Source organism: Pontibacillus yanchengensis (genome assembly GCF_009856295.1).
Taxonomy (GTDB): Bacteria; Bacillota; Bacilli; order Bacillales; family BH030062; genus Pontibacillus; species Pontibacillus yanchengensis_A.
Genome location: NZ_WMEU01000003.1, coordinates 454,856 through 475,292, shown reverse-complemented (window position 1 = coordinate 475,292; position 20,437 = coordinate 454,856). Strand labels below are relative to the sequence as shown.

Annotated in this window: 22 protein-coding genes and 1 tRNA gene; 4 read left to right on the top strand and 19 right to left on the bottom strand. The window is 39.8% G+C overall.

The window, feature by feature from the left end; all coding sequences use genetic code 11:
- Positions 1 to 39: 39 nt before the first annotated feature.
- From GLW08_RS12145 to GLW08_RS12135, 3 genes are all read right to left on the bottom strand, one after another.
- Entirely contained in the window at positions 40 to 819 is a 780-nt protein-coding gene (locus GLW08_RS12145; RefSeq protein ID WP_160848906.1) for a nucleotidyltransferase domain-containing protein, read from the bottom strand.
- A gap of 221 nt (positions 820 to 1,040) precedes the next feature.
- The gene (locus tag GLW08_RS12140; protein ID WP_160848905.1) at positions 1,041 to 1,916 is read right to left on the bottom strand and encodes an SMP-30/gluconolactonase/LRE family protein; all 876 of its coding nucleotides are present in this window, start codon (positions 1,914 to 1,916) and stop codon (positions 1,041 to 1,043) included.
- Positions 1,917 to 2,023: 107 nt separating this feature from the next.
- Positions 2,024 to 3,088 carry an AI-2E family transporter gene (locus GLW08_RS12135; protein WP_160848904.1) on the bottom strand — a complete coding sequence of 355 codons (1,065 nt, stop codon included), beginning with the start codon at positions 3,086 to 3,088 and terminating at the stop codon, positions 2,024 to 2,026.
- 178 nt (positions 3,089 to 3,266) lie between these two features.
- Here GLW08_RS12135 and GLW08_RS12130 point away from each other — a divergent pair, with 178 nt between their 5' ends.
- Together GLW08_RS12130 and GLW08_RS22150 are read left to right on the top strand one after the other, a co-directional pair.
- On the top strand, positions 3,267 to 3,770 hold the full coding sequence (locus tag GLW08_RS12130) for a ferritin (RefSeq protein ID WP_160848903.1): 504 nt from the start codon (positions 3,267 to 3,269) through the stop codon (positions 3,768 to 3,770).
- Positions 3,771 to 3,940: 170 nt separating this feature from the next.
- Entirely contained in the window at positions 3,941 to 4,072 is a 132-nt protein-coding gene (locus GLW08_RS22150; RefSeq protein ID WP_272917083.1) for a hypothetical protein, read from the top strand.
- Positions 4,073 to 4,145: 73 nt separating this feature from the next.
- Here the strand turns inward: GLW08_RS22150 and GLW08_RS12120 are convergent, their stop codons facing one another.
- From GLW08_RS12120 to GLW08_RS12070, 11 genes are all read right to left on the bottom strand, one after another.
- Entirely contained in the window at positions 4,146 to 4,343 is a 198-nt protein-coding gene (locus GLW08_RS12120; RefSeq protein WP_160848902.1) for a hypothetical protein, read from the bottom strand.
- 394 nt (positions 4,344 to 4,737) lie between these two features.
- Positions 4,738 to 6,024, bottom strand: coding sequence for a phosphopyruvate hydratase (eno, locus tag GLW08_RS12115; protein WP_160848901.1), 1,287 nt, complete (start codon positions 6,022 to 6,024; stop codon positions 4,738 to 4,740).
- Between the two features lie 16 nt (positions 6,025 to 6,040).
- Positions 6,041 to 7,588: a 2,3-bisphosphoglycerate-independent phosphoglycerate mutase gene (gene gpmI, locus GLW08_RS12110; protein ID WP_160848900.1), complete on the bottom strand. Its 1,548-nt coding sequence runs from the start codon at positions 7,586 to 7,588 to the stop codon at positions 6,041 to 6,043.
- Positions 7,581 to 8,342 carry a triose-phosphate isomerase gene (gene tpiA / locus GLW08_RS12105; protein ID WP_160848899.1) on the bottom strand — a complete coding sequence of 254 codons (762 nt, stop codon included), beginning with the start codon at positions 8,340 to 8,342 and terminating at the stop codon, positions 7,581 to 7,583. The genes gpmI and tpiA overlap by 8 nt, the downstream gene beginning before the upstream one ends.
- A gap of 72 nt (positions 8,343 to 8,414) precedes the next feature.
- On the bottom strand, positions 8,415 to 9,581 hold the full coding sequence (locus tag GLW08_RS12100; protein WP_423808615.1) for a phosphoglycerate kinase: 1,167 nt from the start codon (positions 9,579 to 9,581) through the stop codon (positions 8,415 to 8,417).
- 298 nt (positions 9,582 to 9,879) lie between these two features.
- The gene (gap, locus tag GLW08_RS12095) at positions 9,880 to 10,887 is read right to left on the bottom strand and encodes a type I glyceraldehyde-3-phosphate dehydrogenase (protein WP_160848898.1); all 1,008 of its coding nucleotides are present in this window, start codon (positions 10,885 to 10,887) and stop codon (positions 9,880 to 9,882) included.
- 37 nt (positions 10,888 to 10,924) lie between these two features.
- Complete coding sequence (locus GLW08_RS12090) at positions 10,925 to 11,953, bottom strand: sugar-binding transcriptional regulator (protein WP_160848897.1); 1,029 nt, start codon at positions 11,951 to 11,953, stop codon at positions 10,925 to 10,927.
- A gap of 148 nt (positions 11,954 to 12,101) precedes the next feature.
- Entirely contained in the window at positions 12,102 to 12,350 is a 249-nt protein-coding gene (locus GLW08_RS12085; protein WP_237458418.1) for a glutaredoxin family protein, read from the bottom strand.
- Between the two features lie 8 nt (positions 12,351 to 12,358).
- A complete protein-coding gene (rpoN, locus tag GLW08_RS12080; RefSeq protein WP_160848895.1) occupies positions 12,359 to 13,627 on the bottom strand; it encodes an RNA polymerase factor sigma-54 in 1,269 nt (422 codons plus the stop codon).
- Between the two features lie 252 nt (positions 13,628 to 13,879).
- Entirely contained in the window at positions 13,880 to 14,038 is a 159-nt protein-coding gene (locus GLW08_RS12075) for a hypothetical protein (RefSeq protein ID WP_160848894.1), read from the bottom strand.
- Between the two features lie 429 nt (positions 14,039 to 14,467).
- Positions 14,468 to 14,541, bottom strand: a tRNA-Arg gene (locus GLW08_RS12070).
- A gap of 122 nt (positions 14,542 to 14,663) precedes the next feature.
- On the opposite strand from GLW08_RS12070, the gene GLW08_RS12065 reads away from it, so the two are divergent.
- Positions 14,664 to 15,074, top strand: a complete 411-nt coding sequence (locus GLW08_RS12065) for a hypothetical protein (protein WP_160848893.1) — start codon at positions 14,664 to 14,666, stop codon at positions 15,072 to 15,074.
- 388 nt (positions 15,075 to 15,462) lie between these two features.
- On the top strand, positions 15,463 to 16,110 hold the full coding sequence (clpP, locus tag GLW08_RS12060; protein WP_272917081.1) for an ATP-dependent Clp endopeptidase proteolytic subunit ClpP: 648 nt from the start codon (positions 15,463 to 15,465) through the stop codon (positions 16,108 to 16,110).
- A gap of 342 nt (positions 16,111 to 16,452) precedes the next feature.
- Here clpP and GLW08_RS12055 read toward each other — a convergent pair whose 3' ends face one another.
- The 5 genes from GLW08_RS12055 to whiA all read right to left on the bottom strand — a co-directional run bounded on the left by GLW08_RS12055 (position 16,453) and on the right by whiA (position 20,418).
- Positions 16,453 to 17,334: a diacylglycerol/lipid kinase family protein gene (locus GLW08_RS12055; protein WP_160848891.1), complete on the bottom strand. Its 882-nt coding sequence runs from the start codon at positions 17,332 to 17,334 to the stop codon at positions 16,453 to 16,455.
- Between the two features lie 162 nt (positions 17,335 to 17,496).
- Positions 17,497 to 17,853: a VOC family protein gene (locus GLW08_RS12050; RefSeq protein WP_160848890.1), complete on the bottom strand. Its 357-nt coding sequence runs from the start codon at positions 17,851 to 17,853 to the stop codon at positions 17,497 to 17,499.
- 520 nt (positions 17,854 to 18,373) lie between these two features.
- Positions 18,374 to 18,856, bottom strand: a complete 483-nt coding sequence (locus GLW08_RS12045) for a GNAT family N-acetyltransferase (RefSeq protein ID WP_160848889.1) — start codon at positions 18,854 to 18,856, stop codon at positions 18,374 to 18,376.
- Positions 18,857 to 19,064: 208 nt separating this feature from the next.
- Positions 19,065 to 19,319: an HPr family phosphocarrier protein gene (locus GLW08_RS12040; protein ID WP_160848888.1), complete on the bottom strand. Its 255-nt coding sequence runs from the start codon at positions 19,317 to 19,319 to the stop codon at positions 19,065 to 19,067.
- A gap of 148 nt (positions 19,320 to 19,467) precedes the next feature.
- Positions 19,468 to 20,418, bottom strand: a complete 951-nt coding sequence (gene whiA, locus GLW08_RS12035; RefSeq protein ID WP_160848887.1) for a DNA-binding protein WhiA — start codon at positions 20,416 to 20,418, stop codon at positions 19,468 to 19,470.
- Positions 20,419 to 20,437 lie beyond the last annotated feature (19 nt).

Genomic DNA, 20,437 nt, shown 5'->3' with positions numbered 1-20,437 from the left:
CCTCTGCTTTCTCTAATTTTAGCGTCATGTTTTGTCCAATTATTTCTCTGGAACTCCATTATATTGCTTTATCATCAACTCCAAAAAAGGTGTGGTTTGATTGTCCTTTTCAAAATGGGAAGCAATCCAATTAAACTCTTCTTGTAACAGCGATATGATTTTTTCAGCTGCTTTCTCGTGCAAGGAAGGAGTGACATGTTCATAAATCTCTTGAATGACTGTATATTTTTCGAAAGGTAGATGATGATGTATTGCTTTTAATCCGAGTTGAGAACGGTCTTTGGCGTAGTGGTATAGCATGACATTTGAAAGATTTTTCATTGCATACTGTAACATTTCAGAGGCCCATATATGATTGCCTCTTTCAGATGCTTTTTTAAATTGAAACAGGAACCATGCGACATCTATTACATGATCTTTGAACATCTCTTCTGATAGAGTCAACTTCTCTGTAGCTTCGTACTTCCTCATGATGTCTTCAGGATCATATAGCACAGAAAAGTAATCCTTATTTTGAAACGTTGCTTCCGTTACCGTAAACAAATCTATATGGAGCCAGTCCTCATAGATTGCGATAATTTGCGGGGCAACAATAAAAATGTCATCATAAAAAATAATATCTTTGTACGCTTTCAGGTGGTTTAACCGGCGAGAAAGAAAGGCTTCCTTCTCCTCCTCATCAACCATGCAGTATAAATCTACGTCCGAATGTTCGTCCTCCTCTTTCCTCCCCATCGAACCTTTCAAAAATATACTCTTCACACAAGGTTCTTCTTTCAAGCTCTCTACTATTTTTCTTACAGCAGTTTCCTGACGCATTTCTTCTCCCCCTAATCGGTTAAAGATAAATATTACGTCATTGTATCTAGTATTTCCATAAATTGCAATGCTTCTATTTATATGTTATCCCTGAATGCAATTTTCTGCTCCCCATCCCTTTCAAAACCTTACCTATTGAACCAATTTTATTTTCTAGAGTAGTATCTAACAAAAAATCTCACTTCCAGAGGTGGGGAAGTGAGATTGTATTTGCTATTTCTTTAGCCATTAAACCGATAAGTAGGAGCTCCTTTCACTCCAGGTTTCACTTTAAATAACCCACCAGCGTTTGGGTAGGTTTGTAGTTCCTCTGAGGTGGTTTCTTTTCTTGCCGTTGTAATATACAACTCGTCCAAATCCTCTCCTCCGAATGTACAAGAAGTAACATTTACAGCAGGAACATCGATAAATGCTAGTTGTTCTCCCGTTTCAGGATTCCATCTAGCTACCCCACCACCATGAAAGTAAGCAATCCAAAGCATTCCTTCTTCATCTATTGTCATGCCATCTGGAGACCCACTATCATTTGGGATTGTTATGACAACAGTTGGCTGATCAATAGTACCAGAATCCTTATCATAGTTATAACGAATCACTTGTTTTGTTGGGGTATCAATATAATACATATAGTTATACTCCATTGACCAAGCCATTCCATTAGATATGGTTACATGGTTTACTTTCTTCGTAATCTGATGGTTGGGATGGAGACAATAGAGACTTGCTGCTCCCTTTTCGGCATCCAAATCCATTGTGCCCGCCCATAACCTACCTGCAGGGTCACACTTCCCATCGTTAAAACGATTATTCGGCAAGTGGCGCTCAGGGTCATCGATAAACTCTAATACTCCTGTAGTCCAGTTAAGAAAATAAAGTCCACTTTGTAAACCTACTACCATCTGATGATCATGCTGAGTTGGTACTATAAAACCTACCCGCTCGTTCACAGGAAACTTTGTGTTCGTTTGGTTAGATGGATCATATGTGAAAACATGTCCTTCTTCTATATCTACCCAGTATAGGAGTTGATGCTGATCATCCCAACTAGGTCCTTCCCCGAGAGTAGCTTTGGCGTCGACGACTAATTCTACGTTCATTTGTGAAGTCCCCCTAATGTCGATAGTTGATAAAGAAAACTTGTCGAGTGGCAAGCCTTAGGCGCAGTCAGAGGCCTAGTTGCACTTATACATTCACCCTTTAGCTTTTAATTTCTTCTTAAAGTGTAAAATGAATAAAGATTTATAATCGTTACCTTCAGCACTGCATACAAAGGAATCGCAATCAGCATGCCAATAAAGCCATATAAAGCTGCAGCGACAATTAGTAATAAAATAATTGTTAGTGGATGAATATTTAATCGATTCCCAAGAACAAGCGGTGCTACCAGATTTCCCTCAAGCTGTTGTACAATTACTAGCGCAATAAGTACATATAAGGCCATTGCAGGGTCTTGGGTAAGAGAAATGACTAATGCTGGAATAATACCAATGATTGGTCCGAAAAATGGCACGACTGATGTAATGGCTACGAAAATGGCCAGGATTAACGCATAATCTAAACCAATGATTAAGTAGGCTATATATATTAATGCAGCATCTACAAAGGCAACCGTAATTTGACCAAAAATATATGCACTCAACTTTTCATCAATATTTTGTAACACTTTCTTTCCTTCTTCCACGTGCTTCTCCGGTATGAAATTCATCATAAACGGAACAAAACGATGATCATCTTTTAAAAAGTAAAATAATACAAAGGGGACAATCACGATGACCGTTGTCGCTCCCGTTATAGTGGATACTATCTGGGTGAGGTTTTCCCCTAATCCTTGAGCTAATCCTCCAAAGTAACTTCCTGCTTTTTGGCGAATGGTCTCTATGGATAACATACCCATATCATTTTGTTCGATTGTTTTTTCAGCTTCTTTTGTCATCTGCTTTAATTTTTCAGGTAACTTATTGGTTAAGTCAGATAACTGTGTATTAATTTTTTCCGCTAACAAGAGACTAGCTACATAAATCGCGCCTGCTATCACGCCAAATACAGTTAAGATTGCTAGTTCTTCCGGCATAAACTTAAATTTCCTTATCCATCTCACAAACGGCTTTAATACATAGTACAAAAAGCCCGCAATTAATATAGGGTAAAACAAAGTTCCAACAATAACTTTTATTGGGTTAAAGAAATGTAGAATGTTCAAAAAGTAGATCGCAATTAAAAGTAATATAAATCCGGTTATGTATTTAAAATATAGATGTTTCCACCACACTAGTTTTCCCTCCTTTTAATATAGGGGTCTTAATAACATTCCACAATTTCAGGCATCACTAACTTCAATATGTTGCAAAAGTAATAGTAGGAGCCTTTTGTTCATGAAAAACCTTGCAGAATAATTTTCGAAATGAAAAATAAAATGTATAAGTGACTTTACTTTCAGGGGTGAATATATGTTAAATGAACAAATTCTGAAGATGCTAAACAACTTAATCCAAATCGAGCATGTTTCTTCCACGTTATATTTAGCTATGGCAGCACACATGGCTAAAAAGAATTATACGGGAATGGCAAGCTGGTTACGAATACAGTCTGGGGAAGAGAGAACTCATATGCTCAGGTTAATCGATTACGTTACGGACCGTGATGGGACTGTTGAAATACAGTCTATGCCAGCTCAACCTACTGATTTCGGCAATCCTCTAGAAACATTTAAAAAGGTGTTAGAACATGAACAATTTGTTACGGATTCTTATCGTCAAGCTTATACATTTACCAACCAAAAGGATCAGCAAACAGCTGACTTACTTCAGCAATTTTTGAGAGAACAAGTAGAAGAAGTAGCCCAATCCCAAACGATTGTAGATCGCCTTACGATTGCTGATAATAACCCTGCTGCACTGTTAATTCTGGACCAAGAACTAGGCCAAAGAGCTGCTCCTACACCTGGTGCTTAAACAATAGTAGTGCACTATACGACCACACCCATCATTACGACACTATCATCACTTATGTTATCCTATAAGCGTTATGATGGAGTTACGCTCGACGGAACACGATTCGGGGATATCTTGATAAATTCCCGAACAGTACGTTTTACTTTAGAAGAATTAGGAACTATTTTAGCTTGCAATTACTGGAATGGCATGAGGATGATTCTGAGGTGTCTCCCTCTGATCGTGAGGAAATGCAATTGTTGTTGAACCGTGCTTTAGGGCGAGAGAATGCTAATCATAGTCGAGTTGCAAGTAAAAAGTAAACCATCGTTGGTAACGTTTCACTAGAATGAAACGATTCCAACGATGGTTTTCTATATAAGAAAGCCTACAATGTTATCGATTTCGAAACATGGCATACAGGAAGATGCCGACAAACGGTAAGCACAGCACCATTAAGAAAACCACCACCGGGTAAACAGCACCTTTATCCTTTTGCTTCGCATCTTTATACGCCCATACTGCTAAATAGATAGGGATGGCTAGTACAACAAGAATCATGATAAGGGTGAAAATAGGAATATTGCTTAGCATAGTGACCTCCACATCTATATCTCGTACAAATAAGTCTTAGCTCTTTCTTGATTTTATCATACTTGTTTACTATTCCATAAACGGAACAAAAGCGCAAGCGCCCGTTTAGCGACGTACAAACTGCGGCCTACAGGACGTAGGTTGGTTCGATGTTGCTACGTGACGTAGCGATTTTAATCGAACTTCCTCAAAATCCTTTTAAGATAAAGGAAACACGAAGAGCGGTAGCGATTCGATGTTGACTTATCGTAAGGAGGTGCAGGAAGTTTGCTAGTAGCTGGGCGTGGCCACTTCACTTTCTCAAAGTTGTCCACAACCTCAATCCGCTTATAATTTTCTAGACGATAAAAAAAAGCCTCTCTGACTTGCAGAGAGGCTTTTCCTATAAATAACCTTACTTATTAAGGTTGTAGAATGCTTTCTTACCAGCGTAAACGCCAGTGCCTGCTAGTACGTCTTCGATACGTAGTAGCTGGTTGTATTTTGCTACGCGGTCGGTACGAGATGGTGCACCTGTTTTGATTTGACCTGCGTTTGTTGCAACCGCAATGTCAGCAATTGTTGCGTCTTCTGTTTCACCAGAACGGTGAGAGATAACTGCAGTGTAGCCTGCTTCTTTTGCCATTTCGATAGCTTGGAATGTCTCTGTAAGTGTACCGATTTGGTTCACTTTGATTAAGATAGAGTTTCCAACGCCTTCTTCGATTCCGCGGCCTAGACGCTCTGTGTTTGTAACAAATAGGTCGTCACCTACTAGTTGAACACGGTCGCCAATGCGTTGTGTTAGAAGCTTGGTACCTTCCCAATCGTTTTCATCTAAACCATCTTCAATAGAGATGATTGGGTATTTGTTTACTAGCTCTTCATACCAGTCAACCATTTCTTCAGCAGTGCGTGTTACGCCTTCGCCTTTAAGGTTGTATTTGCCGTCTTCATAAATTTCAGAAGAGGCAACGTCCATTGCAAGCTGAACTTCTTCGCCTGGCTTGTAGCCTGCAGCTTCAATCGCTTCAATAATTGTAGATAGAGCTTCTTCGTTTGAACCTAGGTTCGGTGCGAAACCACCTTCGTCACCTACGCCAGTTCCATAGCCTTTATTGTTTAATACTTTCTTAAGTGCATGGAAAATCTCAGCGCCTGTACGTAGAGCTTCATGGAAAGTTGGCGCGCCAACTGGCATGATCATGAATTCTTGAATGTCTACGTTGTTGTCAGCGTGCTCTCCACCGTTAAGAATGTTCATCATTGGTACTGGAAGTTTCTTCGCGTTGAATCCTCCAAGATATTGATAAAGAGGTACACCAACAAAGTCAGCAGCTGCATGTGCTACAGCCATAGATACGCCAAGAATAGCGTTCGCACCAAGGTTACCTTTGTTGTCTGTACCGTCAAGCTCGATCATCACTTGGTCGATGATAACTTGGCGAGTAACGTCAAAGCCTAGTAGCTCTGGTCCGATTTTTTCGTTTACGTTTTCCACGGCTTGTGTAACGCCTTTACCTACATAGCGATTCTTGTCGCCATCACGTAATTCAACCGCTTCGAATTCACCTGTAGAAGCACCACTTGGTACTAGTGCTGTACCATAAGCGCCAGATTCGGTGTACACTTCTACTTCAACTGTTGGATTACCACGAGAATCTAATACTTCACGTGCATAAACGTCTGTAATATATGGCATGAATAACTCTCCCTTTTTATTGATCAGATTTTTTGATTAAGGATTGGCCTGTCATTTCTTTTGGCAATTCTACCTGTAGTAAATCCAGTAACGTTGGAGAAAGATCTCCTAGGATTCCTCCATGACGTAATTCGATACCGTCCTTTGTTACGATTACTGGGACAGGATTCGTCGTATGAGCTGTCATTGCTTTTCCTTCAGGTGTTGTTACTTCATCTGCATTACCATGGTCTGCAGTGATGATAGCATGTCCACCTTTCTCGGTAATTTTATCAATGATTTTTCCTAAGCATTCATCCACCACTTCGATTGCCTTAATCGTTGGTTCCATCATTCCACTGTGACCAACCATGTCAGGGTTCGCAAAGTTAAGGATGATTGCGTTTTGCTTGTCTGCATCAAGTTCCTTGAGCAGAGCATCGGTCACTTCATACGCACTCATTTCTGGTTGCAAGTCATATGTTGCAACTTTAGGAGAATCGATTAGGATACGTTCTTCTCCTTCAAATTCTGCTTCACGTCCACCACTCATAAAGAAAGTAACGTGTGGATATTTTTCCGTTTCAGCAATGCGCAATTGCTTCATGTTGTTTTGGGCAAGTACTTCGCCTACTGTGTTATCCAGATTTACTGGTTTGTAGGCAACGTAGCCATCAACGGTTTCACTAAAGTTTGTTAGCATCACAAAATGAAGATTCTGTGGTGCTTTGTCACCACGTTCGAATTCTCGGAAATCTTCATTTGCAAACGTACGAGAAATTTGGATTGCACGGTCTGGACGGAAATTATAGAAAATGATGGAATCTTCATCTTCCACCGTCGCACGCGGGTTACCGTCTTCATCTGTTAATACAGATGGAAGCACGAATTCATCATAGATTTCGTTTGCGTACGAATCATCTACAAGCTGGATAGGATCTTGATATGCAGGACCTTCACCGTAAACCATTGCGCGGTAGGCCTTTTCCACGCGGTCCCAGCGTTTGTCTCGGTCCATGGAATAATAACGGCCGGAGAGAGTAGCTAATTCTCCCACACCTAGTTCTTCCATCTTATTTTGAAGTGCTTCAATATATTGCTTGGCAGATTTCTGCCCTACATCACGTCCATCTAAAAATCCGTGTATATAGACTTTCTCAAGATTACGGTTGGCTGCCATTTCAAGCAATGCATATAAGTGCTCGATATGACTATGAATGCCGCCATCAGATAACAAACCGAATAGGTGTAATGCTTTATCATTTTGCTTCGCGTTTTCAATTGCTTCGATAAAGCGTTCATTTTCGAAAAAGTCGCCTTCTCGAATCGACATGTTCACGCGTGTTAAGCTTTGATACACAATACGACCAGCACCAATGTTTAAGTGACCAACCTCGGAGTTCCCCATTTGACCTTCTGGAAGGCCAACAGCTTCCCCTTTAGCAGTAAGCTGCGTATGTGGGTACTGATTCCAAAGACGATCGAAATTTGGTGTGTTCGCTTGTTTAACAGCATTTCCGTACTCTTCTTCACGCAGTCCATATCCATCTAGGATAATGAGAGCTGCTAAGTTGTTGTTACTCATGTTTGCCTGCCTCCACTAATTGTAAGAAAGAATCAGCTTTAAGACTTGCGCCACCTACTAGTGCACCATCAATGTCAGATTGGCCAAGTAACTCTTCTACGTTAGCTGGCTTCACGCTTCCACCGTACTGAACGCGTAGTCGGTTAGCAGCTTCTTCGTTCGCGTAGCTTTTCACAACGTTGCGAATGTGAGCACACATTGCATTCGCATCTTCAGCTGTTGCTGTTTTGCCTGTGCCAATCGCCCAGATTGGTTCATATGCAATAATGACATCTTGTACTTGTTCATTCGTTAAGCCTTCAAGTGCTTTTTTCACTTGTGCTTCTACGACTTCACTTGCTTGGTCGGCTTCACGTTGTTCGTCAGACTCACCAACACATACGATTGGAGTAAGGTTGTGTTTAAAGGAAGCATGTACTTTCTTGTTAACAGATTCATCTGTCTCAGCGAAAAGCTCACGACGCTCAGAGTGACCTAATACTACATAATCTACTCCGATGTCTTTTAGCATTTCTGGACTAACTTCACCTGTGAATGCACCACTATCTTCGTGGTACATGTTCTGAGCACCGATCTTCACGTCACTACCTGCTGCTTTTTGAACAAGTGGATGAAGATGTGTGAATGGTGCTACCACAACGGTCTCAACCTGATCGAAGGAAGGTACGTCACCTTTTACATCTGTAACGAAATCTTCAGCTTCATTTAAAAGTTTGTTCATTTTCCAGTTACCTGCAATCACTTTTTTACGCATGATGTCACCTCGTCTTTTCAATTTTTCAAACGTGTTAGAGGCTCTATGCCTGTCGTTCTGTTATTCAGTTGCTTACTTGTCGTTAAGAGCTACAACACCAGGAAGATCTTTACCTTCCATGAACTCTAGGGAAGCTCCGCCACCTGTGGACATGTGATCCATTTGATCAGAATAACCAAACTTCTCAACAGCTGCTGCAGAGTCACCGCCGCCAATTACAGTATAGCCTTCTGTTTGACCTAGAGCTTCTGCTACACCTTTTGTACCGTTAGCGAACGTTTCTAGTTCAAAAACGCCCATAGGTCCATTCCAGATAATAAGCTTAGAGTTTTTCACAATGTCGCTATACTTTTCGATGGATTTTGGACCGATATCCATTGCTTCCCAATCTGCTGGGATGCTATTGATATCTACGGTTTGCGTATTCGCATCATTAGAGAAGTCGTCTCCAACGATAACGTCTACAGGCATAACGAAATTAACGCCTTTTTCTTCAGCTTTTTTCATATATTCTTTCGCTGTTTCGATTTTGTCTTCTTCTAGTAAGGATTTTCCGATTTCATAGCCTTGCGCTTTCACAAACGTATAAGCTAGTCCACCGCCGATAATTAGATTATCTACCTTATCAATTAAGTTATCAATTACGCCAATTTTGTCTTTAACCTTGGCGCCACCAATAATAGCAGTAAATGGTCGATCAGGGTCTTGTAACGCATTTCCAAGGACACGCAGTTCCTTTTCCATTAGGTAGCCAGCTACTGCTGGAATGTGGTGCGCAATACCTTCCGTTGAAGCATGTGCACGGTGAGCAGCACCAAAGGCGTCGTTAACGTAAACGTCTGCAAGATTCGCAAATTGCTTCGCTAATTCTGCATCGTTCTTTTCCTCGCCTGGGTAGAAGCGAACATTTTCAAGAAGTAGTACATCGCCTGATTCCATCTGGGAAATCGCCTCGTCTACTTCGCTACCGTATGCTTCGTCCGTTTTGGTAACGGTACGGTCCATTAGGTTACTTAGGCGTTTCGCTACTGGATCTAGTCGTAGCTCTTCCACCGCTTCTCCTTTTGGTCTTCCAAGGTGGCTTGCAAGAATTACTTTTGCACCTTGTTCGATTAAATACTGAATGGTTGGAATTGCTGCACGGATACGAGTATCATCCGTTACTTCCCCATCTTGCATTGGTACGTTGAAATCAACGCGGCAAAAAACCTTTTTCCCTTTCACATCTACGTTTTGAATGGACTTCTTTTCATTCACGTTCACGGGAATAGGACCTCCTTTTTTATTACCTTGGAATGTGTTTTGTATTCCCCTGTATGTACGTTCCCATCTTTCCTTGATGAGCAAACGTGTAACAAGGATTTGAAACAGAAATGAAAAGATGCCGAAATGGTAAAGTTATGGTGTGCTTCCATTCTTTTCAACACTATTTCAAACAAACATCGCAAAGGAGGAGGTGTACTCCCCCTTCACTTTGCGATGGTCTCACTTATCTTAATACGATTTTCAAGGGAATAAATCCTGCTTATCTGTAGAATTAAACGCCCTGGTTAGCTAGATAAACAGCTAAATCTACACAACGGCTTGAATAGCCATACTCGTTGTCATACCAAGAAACAACTTTTACCATGTTGTCTTCGATTACTAGTGTAGAAGCTGCATCGATTGTAGAAGAAGCAGTGCTACCATTGTAGTCACTAGATACTAGTTCTTCTTCTGTATAATTTAAGATGCCTTTTAGTTCGCCTTCTGCTGCTTCTTTAAGAGCTGCATTAACGTCTTCAGCAGATACGTTTTGATCTAGTTCTGCTACAAGGTCAACTAGAGAAACGTTCTTCGTTGGAACACGCATTGCCATTCCAGAAAGTTTGCCATCTAGTTGTGGAAGAACTTTCGCTACAGCACTAGCTGCACCAGTTGTAGTTGGAATGATATTTTCAGCTGCCGCACGCGCACGACGATAGTCTTTATGAGGCGCGTCTTGGATTTGCTGGTCACTAGTATAAGAGTGAACAGTTGTCATCATACCGCGCTTAAGACCGAACTTCTCGTCAAGTACTTTAGCGTATGGTGCTAGGCAGTTTGTTGTACAAGATGCGTTTGAGATAACGTGGTGGTTGTCTTTGTCGTAGTCACCTTCGTTAACACCCATAACAACTGTAAGGTCTTCGCCTTTAGCTGGAGCAGAGATGATAACTTTTTTAGCACCTGCATCAATGTGCTTCTTAGCGTCTTCGCGCTTCGTGAAGCGGCCAGTTGATTCGATTACGATGTCAACGCCTTGCTCGCCCCAACTTAAGTTAGCTGGATCGCGCTCAGATAGAACCGTAATCTCTTTTCCACCTACTACTAGGTTTTTACCGTTCACTTGTACATCTTCTGCGAATGTACCATGTACAGTGTCATATTGAAGAAGATGAGCTAACATGTTTGCATCTGTAAGGTCGTTTAGTGCTACGATCTCTACTTCGTCGTTGTTCCAAGCTGCGCGGAATACGCTACGTCCGATACGTCCGAAACCGTTAATACCAATTCTGATTGCCATGAAAAATTCCTCCTTGAGCATTCTTGGATATTTTATATTAAAGGGAATTTCCCTTTAGTAACTCTTTTGCTGCACCTTCATCTGTGATAAGTACATTTGATTGTGCTTGTTGGAAGTAGGATGAAATTGCCTGGGCTTTTGACCGACCACCTGCTACCGCAATAACACAATTAGTATGTTGTAAATCTTCTAATTGGATTCCTACTGTGCGTACTTTGTGCACAATATCTCCTTGTTGGTTAAAGTAATAGCCAAATGCTTCACCTACTGCATTTCCATTTTGGATTGTTTCCATAACGTCTGAAGGAGTTTTCCTTCGTTCAGCCATCGTTATAGCATCACCGATTCCATGCACGATAATGTTTGCACCTCGAATTAATTCAAGTACTTCTTTCACAGAAGGCTCTCCAATAATGGATTGATAGGATTCTTCGCTAAGAGGATCTGGTACATATAGCAAACGATAGTTCCCATTTGCTTTCTTCGCCATTTCAGCACAAATCGTATTCGCTTGATTTTCTAGCTGTTCCCCTAGGCCACCTCTAGCCGGTACAAATAGACAATTTCTTGCCTTCTCTAATGGAGTCATCATTTCAGCTACCGCCGCTATCGTTCCTCCACCAGTAACAGCAATGGTCTCGTTCGATTTTAATTCTTGCTTCATGTATCGAACGCATGCCTTACCCATTTCCTGTTTCACCCATGAGAGTTCATCACTATTCCCAGGAACCACTACCACATGATGTAAGTTCAATTTATGTTTTAGTTGTTCCTCTATTTTTGTTACACCTTTTAGCTCTTTAATAAACTCACTGAGTTGAAATATAACTTGCTTGCCTTCATTTGTTAAGTGCATTCCCTTAGTAGTAACCTCAATGAAACCTTGCTCATGCATGAAATCAATTTCAGAACGAACAGTACGCTCTGCTATTTTCATATTGTCAGCAAGACTTCTTCTACCAATCGGTTCCATCAATTGGATGAAATGAAGAATTTCATACCTTCTTTGCATAACTTCCAATATATCAGGGAATAGTTTACTCTGTAAGTCTATTAATGCCCTCATGGTAAAGCTCCTTTGCTGTATGCAAGCCTCAGCGGGAGGTTTTTTGTCCCGCTATGACGTATTGTGTCCCAGAAGGAACAAAAAAATACGTTCAAGCTTACTTACAAGTTTATTGTAACAGTACCCCATTTCCCTTGCAACTAAGAGGTTAAGCATTTTTGCGATGTAAACGGTTTCTAATTAAATGTTCACTAATTTGCCCAAAATCCACTTCTTCTCCGTCGATTTCTACCACAGGAATCATTATTTGATATCGTTCTAATAAACGTTCATCTGCATAGATATCTAATTCTTTAACGGTAAAATCAAATTCCTCCTGAAGTCCCCTCAATAATCCTTTTGCATCATCACATAAGTGACAATCTTTTTTTCCATATAAAATAATCTCCTGCCCCATCTGTTCCTTCATCCTTTCTTTTTTCGTTCTGTAGAGGATGGAATACATAATTCTTTTCGGTATTTTGCCACTGTTCTTCTAGACAGGTAAATACCGAATTCGTCCTTAAGCCTCACACTTAGTGCTTGATCGGAGTGAGGCTTCCTTGCATCTTCAAGCTGTATCGATTCTTTGATTAACTGTTTGATCGCATAAGAAGAAGCTTCTTGCCCTGTTCGCATTTTAACACCTTGCTGAAAGAAAAATTTAATTGGATAAATCCCGTGCGGGGTTTGAATATACTTATTCCGAATGGCGCGACTAACCGTAGACACATGTAAGTTAACCTCATCTGCAATCTCACGCAAACGAAGCGCATGTACTTGCATAGGTCCTGATTCAAAGAATGATTCTTGCTTATTCACTATCTCCTCGATGATGGACAATACATTCTTTTTACGTTGTTCAATTGCCATTTGAAGCCACTCGGCATGTTTATATTTTTCATGGATAAACGCTTGAGCTTCTTGATTCTTTTCAGATAGGTGGACAAGTGATTCATCGATTACAATGGTAGGCTGGTTGTAGATAGAAAGTTCTACTTCCCATGTACCTTCCTTCTTATATATGTATGCATCGGGGACGATATAGTCCTGCTCGACAGGAGCAACTTGAAGACCTGGCCTTGGGTGGCAACCTTGGATCAGTTCCATTGCATCTTGAGTTTCATCCTTTGTACAGCCATATATTTCAGCAATGGCCTCCACATCTTGCTCTGCGACAAGTTGTAAGTTATTGTGGACCAAATCTATCACATTAGCGTCACATCCGAGTCGTTGTAACTGAAGCGAAATACTTTCTTGTAGCGACCAAGCACCAATACCTGCCGGCTCTAACGACTGGATGATTTGTATCGCTTGCTCAATCGTTTCTTGATTGGCCTGTATCTCTTTTCCCCATTCTTGAACATCAACATCAAAATACCCATGTTCATTCAAACTATCTATCCCATATACAACTGCGCGTTTAATATGTTCCTCCATAGGAATGTCTAAAAGCTGATCCTTTATATACGCATACAAATCTTGCTCTTTCTCCGGCACTCCTGAAACAGGATAGGCACTACCTGAAGAAGGAAGTTCCCCTTTCTTCCATTCTAAAAGAGGATTCTCCTCCACCTGTTTTTCTAAATATTCCTCTAACTCTACCCCATTATATTGAAGAATTTCGATAGCCTGACTTAACTTTTGTGTCATTTTCCAAGTAAGCTTTTGCTCTTGTGATAACTGTGGTTTCACCAATTTTCGCCCCTAATCATAAGAAAACGTTTACAACTATTATATCAAACTTTTTTGTTATTGGCTTTGTTAAATATGGCTGAAGAGAGTGCACAATCTCCCCATCATTCCGCTTATGCTTACTCACGATTAAGATTTGATCACTCCGAGAATTATATACTTTGATATGTGTGGATTCAATCTCGATTTGAAGGTTTCTCAGGTGTAGAGACAAGTTATCCTGAAGCAGAGTCATTTTCACTATTTCTAATTTTATAATGAAAATACTCCGTTTGCTTTTGGAGAATCTGATTTTGATTTAGCGAGTAATGCAATAACCTCTGAAACTCCAACAAACATCCCTCCTATAAACAATCCAATCATTGTACAGATTAAAAAGATACTTCCTGGTGCTTGAAAAAACACAAACAACCAATACTAATTCCAGCAATACCGATGTAGAATAAGGCTTTGGAGATCCTTTTATTACTATGACTCATCACCTTTCACACTCCAAACTATGAGAGTATTTTTTATATGGTATCACACTTTTTTTCATGTATTGTATTTATCAAAGAGCCCATGGAACAAGGAACAAAAGCTCAGGGTGACCGGTTAGCGCGAATATAAGGTTAAACACTAGCGAACATTTATAGAAGTACGTTAGACACTCAAGAAAATAGCGAAAGCGTTCGAAGTTAACTTATTGTAAGGAGATTCAGGAAGTTTGCTAGTCTCTGGGAGCTGGACGTGGCCCCTATACATATTAAGTTATACACAAGCCAACATATCTATAGTTTCCTAAAAAAAACCTCCCTAAGCATTAAATGCATTAGAGAGGTTTTTCATTCAACTATATAATGCGCCCGGAGGGATTCGAACCCCCGACCTTTAGAACCGGAATCTAACGCTCTATCCAACTGAGCTACGGGCGCATGAAAAGGACAAGTATTATTATAAGGGTTACAGCTTCTGTAATTCAAGTGGGAATTTCCGTATGAGTTTATATTTGCATGCCTATGCCTTCTCTAGGAAAAGCTATTTGTGAGGTGATACAATGAGCTCAGGTATGCTGTTATGGACTTTATTTTTATTCATGATATTCTTTATCGGCATTATAAAATATTTTTGTTATCCTATCCCTATTTTACAATATTATTCAGAACATCCCCCTACACAATCAACTTCTTTACGTAAGATGTACTTCATTTTACAACTAAAAGGCTACATCCCCTTCACTCAGGTGAAAGTAGGAAAGGTTCTTATAGATATTGCATTATTAGACGTGAAAGTAGCAATTATGTATTATAGACCACAAGATTTACTATATCCTGCTAAAAAACGCCGTATGGAAAAGCAAAAGCAGTTTTTACAACGGAATGGTTGGACAGTATGGCATGTAAGAGAGAAAGATCTCACCCAACAGTTTCACCAAACCTTGCAAAAAATCAGTTCACAAAAAAAATAATCCCTCTTTCCTATGTTTATCTTCCATAGATAGGGGAAAAATTGTGTAGTGTGCTACATTTTTGCATACTCATGTGACATAGGGAAGGGAAAGCATACATAAATCACGAATAGTATAGGAAAGCGCAAGTGACTTCCTCACCCCGACAGGCTTAAGCAAAGCCTCGTCATGGCGATTTTTTGCCACAAAGAAGATTTGCTTGAGATAAAGGAAACACGAAGACCGAAAGCGATTCGATGTTGACTTATCGTAAGGAGGAGCAGGAAGTTCGCTAGTCGCTGGCCGCAGCTAAAACTTATTAAGTTATGCACAAGTCAACATTTATATATTTTTTCTAGGATTGAACGAAGGTAAAACCTTTTGTTTGACCTTCCCTGACCTTACATGTATGATAAACATAGTTACTTACTTTTCTGTAAATCAGAATTATTTAAAGGAGGAAAATTCCATGAATTTAATACCTACAGTTATTGAACAAACAAACCGTGGAGAACGTGCATATGACATTTACTCCCGTCTGTTAAAAGACAGAATTATTATGTTGGGCAGTGGCATTGATGACAACGTAGCAAACTCTATCGTTGCGCAAATGTTATTCCTATCCGCAGAGGATCCGGACAAAGATATTTCTCTATACATCAACTCTCCAGGTGGCTCCATCACAGCAGGAATGGCCATCTACGATACAATGCAGTTTATCAAACCAAATGTATCTACTATCTGCACAGGAATGGCTGCATCAATGGGTGCTTTCCTTCTTGCAGCAGGTGAACCTGGCAAGCGTTTCGCACTTCCAAACAGTGAAGTAATGATTCACCAACCACTAGGTGGTACGCAAGGTCAAGCTGCAGACATCCAAATTCACGCTAACCGCATTATCAAAATGCGCGAAAAACTAAATCAAATCCTTTCTGAGCGTACAGGTCAGGATTATGAAGTTATCGCACGCGACACAGACCGCGACAATTTCATGTCAGCTCATGAAGCGAAAGAATACGGTTTAATCGACAGCGTAATGGAGAAGAAAACAGATTAATAAAAGTTAAAAAAAGCTTGCAGCGTTCATTAGTCGCTGCAAGCTTTTTTATTCAAAGTAAAGAAAGTATAAGTTTCAGGCGCTTACATGTCTAGCTCTAGCGCCCAGCGATAAGATAAGTCAACGTCAATCGCTAACGCTCACCGCGTTTCCTTTATCTCCTACGTAATAAGGGGGAGTTCTGGGTTGAAGGAGGTTCGATTAAAACCGCTTCATCATATAGCAACATCGTACTTACCTACCTCCTGTAGGCCTTCATCACAAACTCACGCACATATCCGATCAACCAAGTGCTTCTCCCTACTAATGTTTCCCACACATATCTAAATTCCTAACTAGTTGTTATTCCACAATCACTTCAATATGCGCAGGTCTAACATCAATAGATACAGGTAAGGAATCTCCTTCTTCCCCATCTACATTCGTCACTAGTTTTTCCTCTGAACTCACGTGGAGGTTTTGGGCTGTGAAATAGTCAACATCGTCGTCATCCTTAAGGTGCCCTCGTAGAATCGAGGTAACAATTGATGATAGCCGAACCATATTCACTTTTTTAATAATATAGCAATGAAGGACACCATCATTCACTTCCGCTTCAGGAGTAAGTTTTTCAAATCCAGCTGTAGAGTTTGTTAAGGCAGCTAGAAAAAGAAACGATTCTCCCTCCCATGTTTGATCACCGTGCTCAATTTTTAGTGGGTATTCCTTTTGATGGGTTAGCGTCTTAAAACCTTCTAGCATATATGCCAGCGGACCAAACTTTGTTTTTTCTTCCGGTGTCACTTCATATATAGCCTCAGCGACTGAACCAATCGCAATAATATTTACAAAGTAGCGATCATTGAAACGCCCTATATCTACACTTCTCGTATTGTCAGATTGTAAGATTTCAATCGCTTTTTTTGGATCAAGTGGAACATTGATGGCACGAGCGAAATCATTTACGGTACCAAGTGGAATAATGCCTAGCTTAGGACGATGTTGTTGATCAACCATTCCATTTACTGTTTCATTCAATGTACCATCGCCACCAAGAGAAACGACCAAATCAAATTCTTTTTCACAAGCATCCTGGCAATACTTCGTTGCGTCGAGCTCTTTTTCCGTTTGTGATACCTGAACCTCGTAGCCTTTATTCGTTAATATGGATCGAATATCTTCAACATAATCAACCGCATCCTCTTTCCCAGAGGAAGGATTGACGATTATCATTGCTTGTTTCAAATGAAAAAACCTCCTCTATCACACTCACTCCTATACTTATTCCATATTTTGTCCGGTTAAAAACTATGAAATAAAAAAGTATTTGGATTTTTATAATAAAATTTAGAAAATACTATAAGGATACCGATTTTCGGGTACCTCCAAAACCTCCACCCTTCTATATCATGATTCAAAGTAACAGACCTCAATCTTATTCCCATCAGGATCTCGGAAGCTAAAAAATATATTCGTGCCATCATTTTCTATAGGTGTCACACCAACGTCACGCTGTTGTAATGTTTTATGTACAGCATCAATTTCATTAGCAAATAAAATTGGATAAGTGGAGGTGGTAGCCACTTCAGCCAAATCGATTTCCTCAATCGTTATAGGCGTCTGTCCTTCTCCTACTTGTAAGACTACATACTCTTTCGTCTGATAGAGTACTTCAAATTCTAGTACATCTTTATACCATGCTGTAGCTTCTTCCAAATCTGTAACTCCTACTACGATGGTATCTACTCTCGTAAATAAACCCAACAACATCAACTCCTATCAGTACTCATTCTGTTCTATTCCCTCTTTGCTCAAATATAATCAAACTCTTTCATTACCAAAAGTGTCCAAATTGCCAAGAGAAGCCACATCAATAATAACATGGCTGCCCTTTTTTAATATTAAGTGGAAATTGCTCTTTATACCCATTATTCATTTAGTACTCTTTTAATTATCCTACTTTACAAATAAACATCCTAACAAAAGCTATATACAACTAGGCTAACATGTTCACCACTTCACTAAGACTAATTTGAGTTTACACTTTCACCCTTTAAGGATGTAGCCTTTCTGAAAGTGTAAAAAAAGATACCTACTCTTTTCCAAGAGCAAGCACCTTTATTATATAAAAAGCAGGAGAAAGATATCATGAATTACTGTCTTGGGGAGATCGTAATTGTATTCTTCTTTCCCTCTTACCTTTTATTGTTCTTCTTATAGAATATAATACTACCTCCAGGTAAAATATTCCTCCTCCTAAAGACTGAAATCTCACATTTCATTTCTACAGCGTAATGTCCAAATGATATAGATGCAACTCACCTTTTGGCCCCATTATTCTTTTTCCTTTATCTATAAATCCACTTTTCATATATACATGCTGTGCCTGCCTATTCTTATGATTAACGGCCAAAAGGATCTCATCCTTTCCAGGGAAATACTCTTTCACAAAACACGGAAGGAGCTGCATTGACTTAGTCGCAATACCATTGCCTTGATATCCAGAATCAATCGAAAAGCCTCTTACTAACAGGGCTTGTTTATTATCACTATATGTTTGCACACCGTTCCATCCATGTAGGACAAAAAAACCCACCGGAACCTCATCATACACAATAACAACCGGAAACCGTTCCTGATCTTGTTTACTCTTATGTATGGCCGGAAGAGGTGAATCTGTAAAATGAACCATCTCTTCAGGCAAGTTGTAATTTTCCAACTGCTTGTAATATCGCTCGTTATATAAAGCTAAAGCTATAGAAGACATAGCAACGCTCCTCTCTTGTATCTACTATACAAACCATACACCTTTCCACCGCGTAAAGGTAAAGTACATTTTAGATTGGCCAGTAGGTTTTACTTTATATGAACTATCTAAAAACAAAAAAACCAGTGAATCGATTCCACATCGACACACTAGTTTAGGAGAAGTTGCTTATGTTCATATTTTCACATTAGAGAAATAAGTAAAATACTTAGTCTTCCTGTACGAATGATATAAGTTTGTCTAACGCTTCGGCTTCATCTTTACCTTCCGCCTGGAGACGAATTTCTTCCCCTGATCCTACAGCGAGACTCATTAGTCCCATAATACTTTTCGCGTTTACTCGTTTTCCTTCCTTTTCAAGAAAGATATCTGAATTAAATCGATTTGCTTCTTGTACAAATAGTGCCGCTGGTCTTGCTTGCAATCCTGTTTTCAACTCAACGGTAACTGACCGCTCTAACAAATTCCATTCTCCTCTCCATCACCTTATTTATCTTTTATATATGCCTATCATCGAAAGCGCTTGCACACGTTGTAAGAAAAAACGCTTCTTGAATAGAAGCGTTTTAATTAAACTCATTATATCACGAACAAGCTTAAAAAGGAATGGATTACGAACCTTTTACACTAAGTTCTCCTCTACGAACCTTGTCCGCATATTCATCAATTTTCTTCAGACGATGGTTCACACCAGACTTACTAATCTTGGACGTCATTAATTCACCAAGTTCCTTCAATGTCACATCTTGATGCTCAACTCGAAGGATTGCTAGCTCACGTAATTTGTCAGGTAACACCTCAAGTCCTACCGATTCTTGAATGAACTTGATATTTTCCACCTGACGGAACGCCGCTCCAATCGTCTTATTAAGATTGGCTGTTTCACAGTTCACTAAACGGTTAACAGAGTTTCGCATGTCACGCATAATGCGTACATCCTCAAACTTCAATAATGCCTGATGAGCTCCAATTATATTTAGAAATTCTGTTATTTTCTCTGCTTCCTTTAAATAACAGATGAACCCATTTCGACGTTCAATGGCTCTAGCATGTAAATCGAACTGATTCATAAGATCACATAAAGAATTATTATGATTCTCGTAAAACGTAAAAATCTCCAAATGGTAAGAGGAGGTTTCTGGGTTATTCACGGATCCACCTGCTAAAAAGGCTCCACGTAAATATGCTCTTTTACAACATGTTTTCTCCATATACTTTTTCGAGATGGTTCGTATAATCGTGAACGGTTCCTCTAAAATTTCCAAATCCATCAATAACTGTCGCACATTTTCCTTCATTCGAACAATGTAGACATTATTCTTTTTCAGACGCATCTTTTTTCGTACCAATAATTCCACAGGAAAACCATATAATTTCTTCACTAACGTATATATCCTTCTCGCAATAGCTGCATTTTCTGTTTGAACATCAAGCACATATTTACGGTTAGAAAAAGAGACCGATCCGTTCATTCGTATGAGAGCAGCTAATTCTGCTTCAATACAACAAGGGTCAATTTCAATTGATGTTAACTCTTTCTTCGTCTCAGATGCAAATGACAATCCTTTCACCCCCTTATTC

Excerpts from the sequence above, each read along its gene's own strand:
- GLW08_RS12140 (WP_160848905.1), bottom strand. The coding sequence starts at position 1,916 with ATGAACGTAGAATTAGTCGTCGACGCCAAAGCTACTCTCGGGGAAGGA.
- GLW08_RS12090 (WP_160848897.1), bottom strand. The coding sequence starts at position 11,953 with ATGAGGGCATTAATAGACTTACAGAGTAAACTATTCCCTGATATATTG.
- GLW08_RS12085 (WP_237458418.1), bottom strand. The coding sequence starts at position 12,350 with ATGGGGCAGGAGATTATTTTATATGGAAAAAAAGATTGTCACTTATGT.
- GLW08_RS12120 (WP_160848902.1), bottom strand. The coding sequence starts at position 4,343 with ATGCTAAGCAATATTCCTATTTTCACCCTTATCATGATTCTTGTTGTA.
- GLW08_RS12065 (WP_160848893.1), top strand. The coding sequence starts at position 14,664 with ATGAGCTCAGGTATGCTGTTATGGACTTTATTTTTATTCATGATATTC.
- gpmI (WP_160848900.1), bottom strand. The coding sequence starts at position 7,588 with ATGAGTAACAACAACTTAGCAGCTCTCATTATCCTAGATGGATATGGA.
- GLW08_RS12045 (WP_160848889.1), bottom strand. The coding sequence starts at position 18,856 with ATGTCTTCTATAGCTTTAGCTTTATATAACGAGCGATATTACAAGCAG.
- GLW08_RS12145 (WP_160848906.1), bottom strand. The coding sequence starts at position 819 with ATGCGTCAGGAAACTGCTGTAAGAAAAATAGTAGAGAGCTTGAAAGAA.
- eno (WP_160848901.1), bottom strand. The coding sequence starts at position 6,024 with ATGCCATATATTACAGACGTTTATGCACGTGAAGTATTAGATTCTCGT.
- clpP (WP_272917081.1), top strand. The coding sequence starts at position 15,463 with ATGATAAACATAGTTACTTACTTTTCTGTAAATCAGAATTATTTAAAG.
- GLW08_RS12130 (WP_160848903.1), top strand. The coding sequence starts at position 3,267 with ATGTTAAATGAACAAATTCTGAAGATGCTAAACAACTTAATCCAAATC.
- tpiA (WP_160848899.1), bottom strand. The coding sequence starts at position 8,342 with ATGCGTAAAAAAGTGATTGCAGGTAACTGGAAAATGAACAAACTTTTA.
- gap (WP_160848898.1), bottom strand. The coding sequence starts at position 10,887 with ATGGCAATCAGAATTGGTATTAACGGTTTCGGACGTATCGGACGTAGC.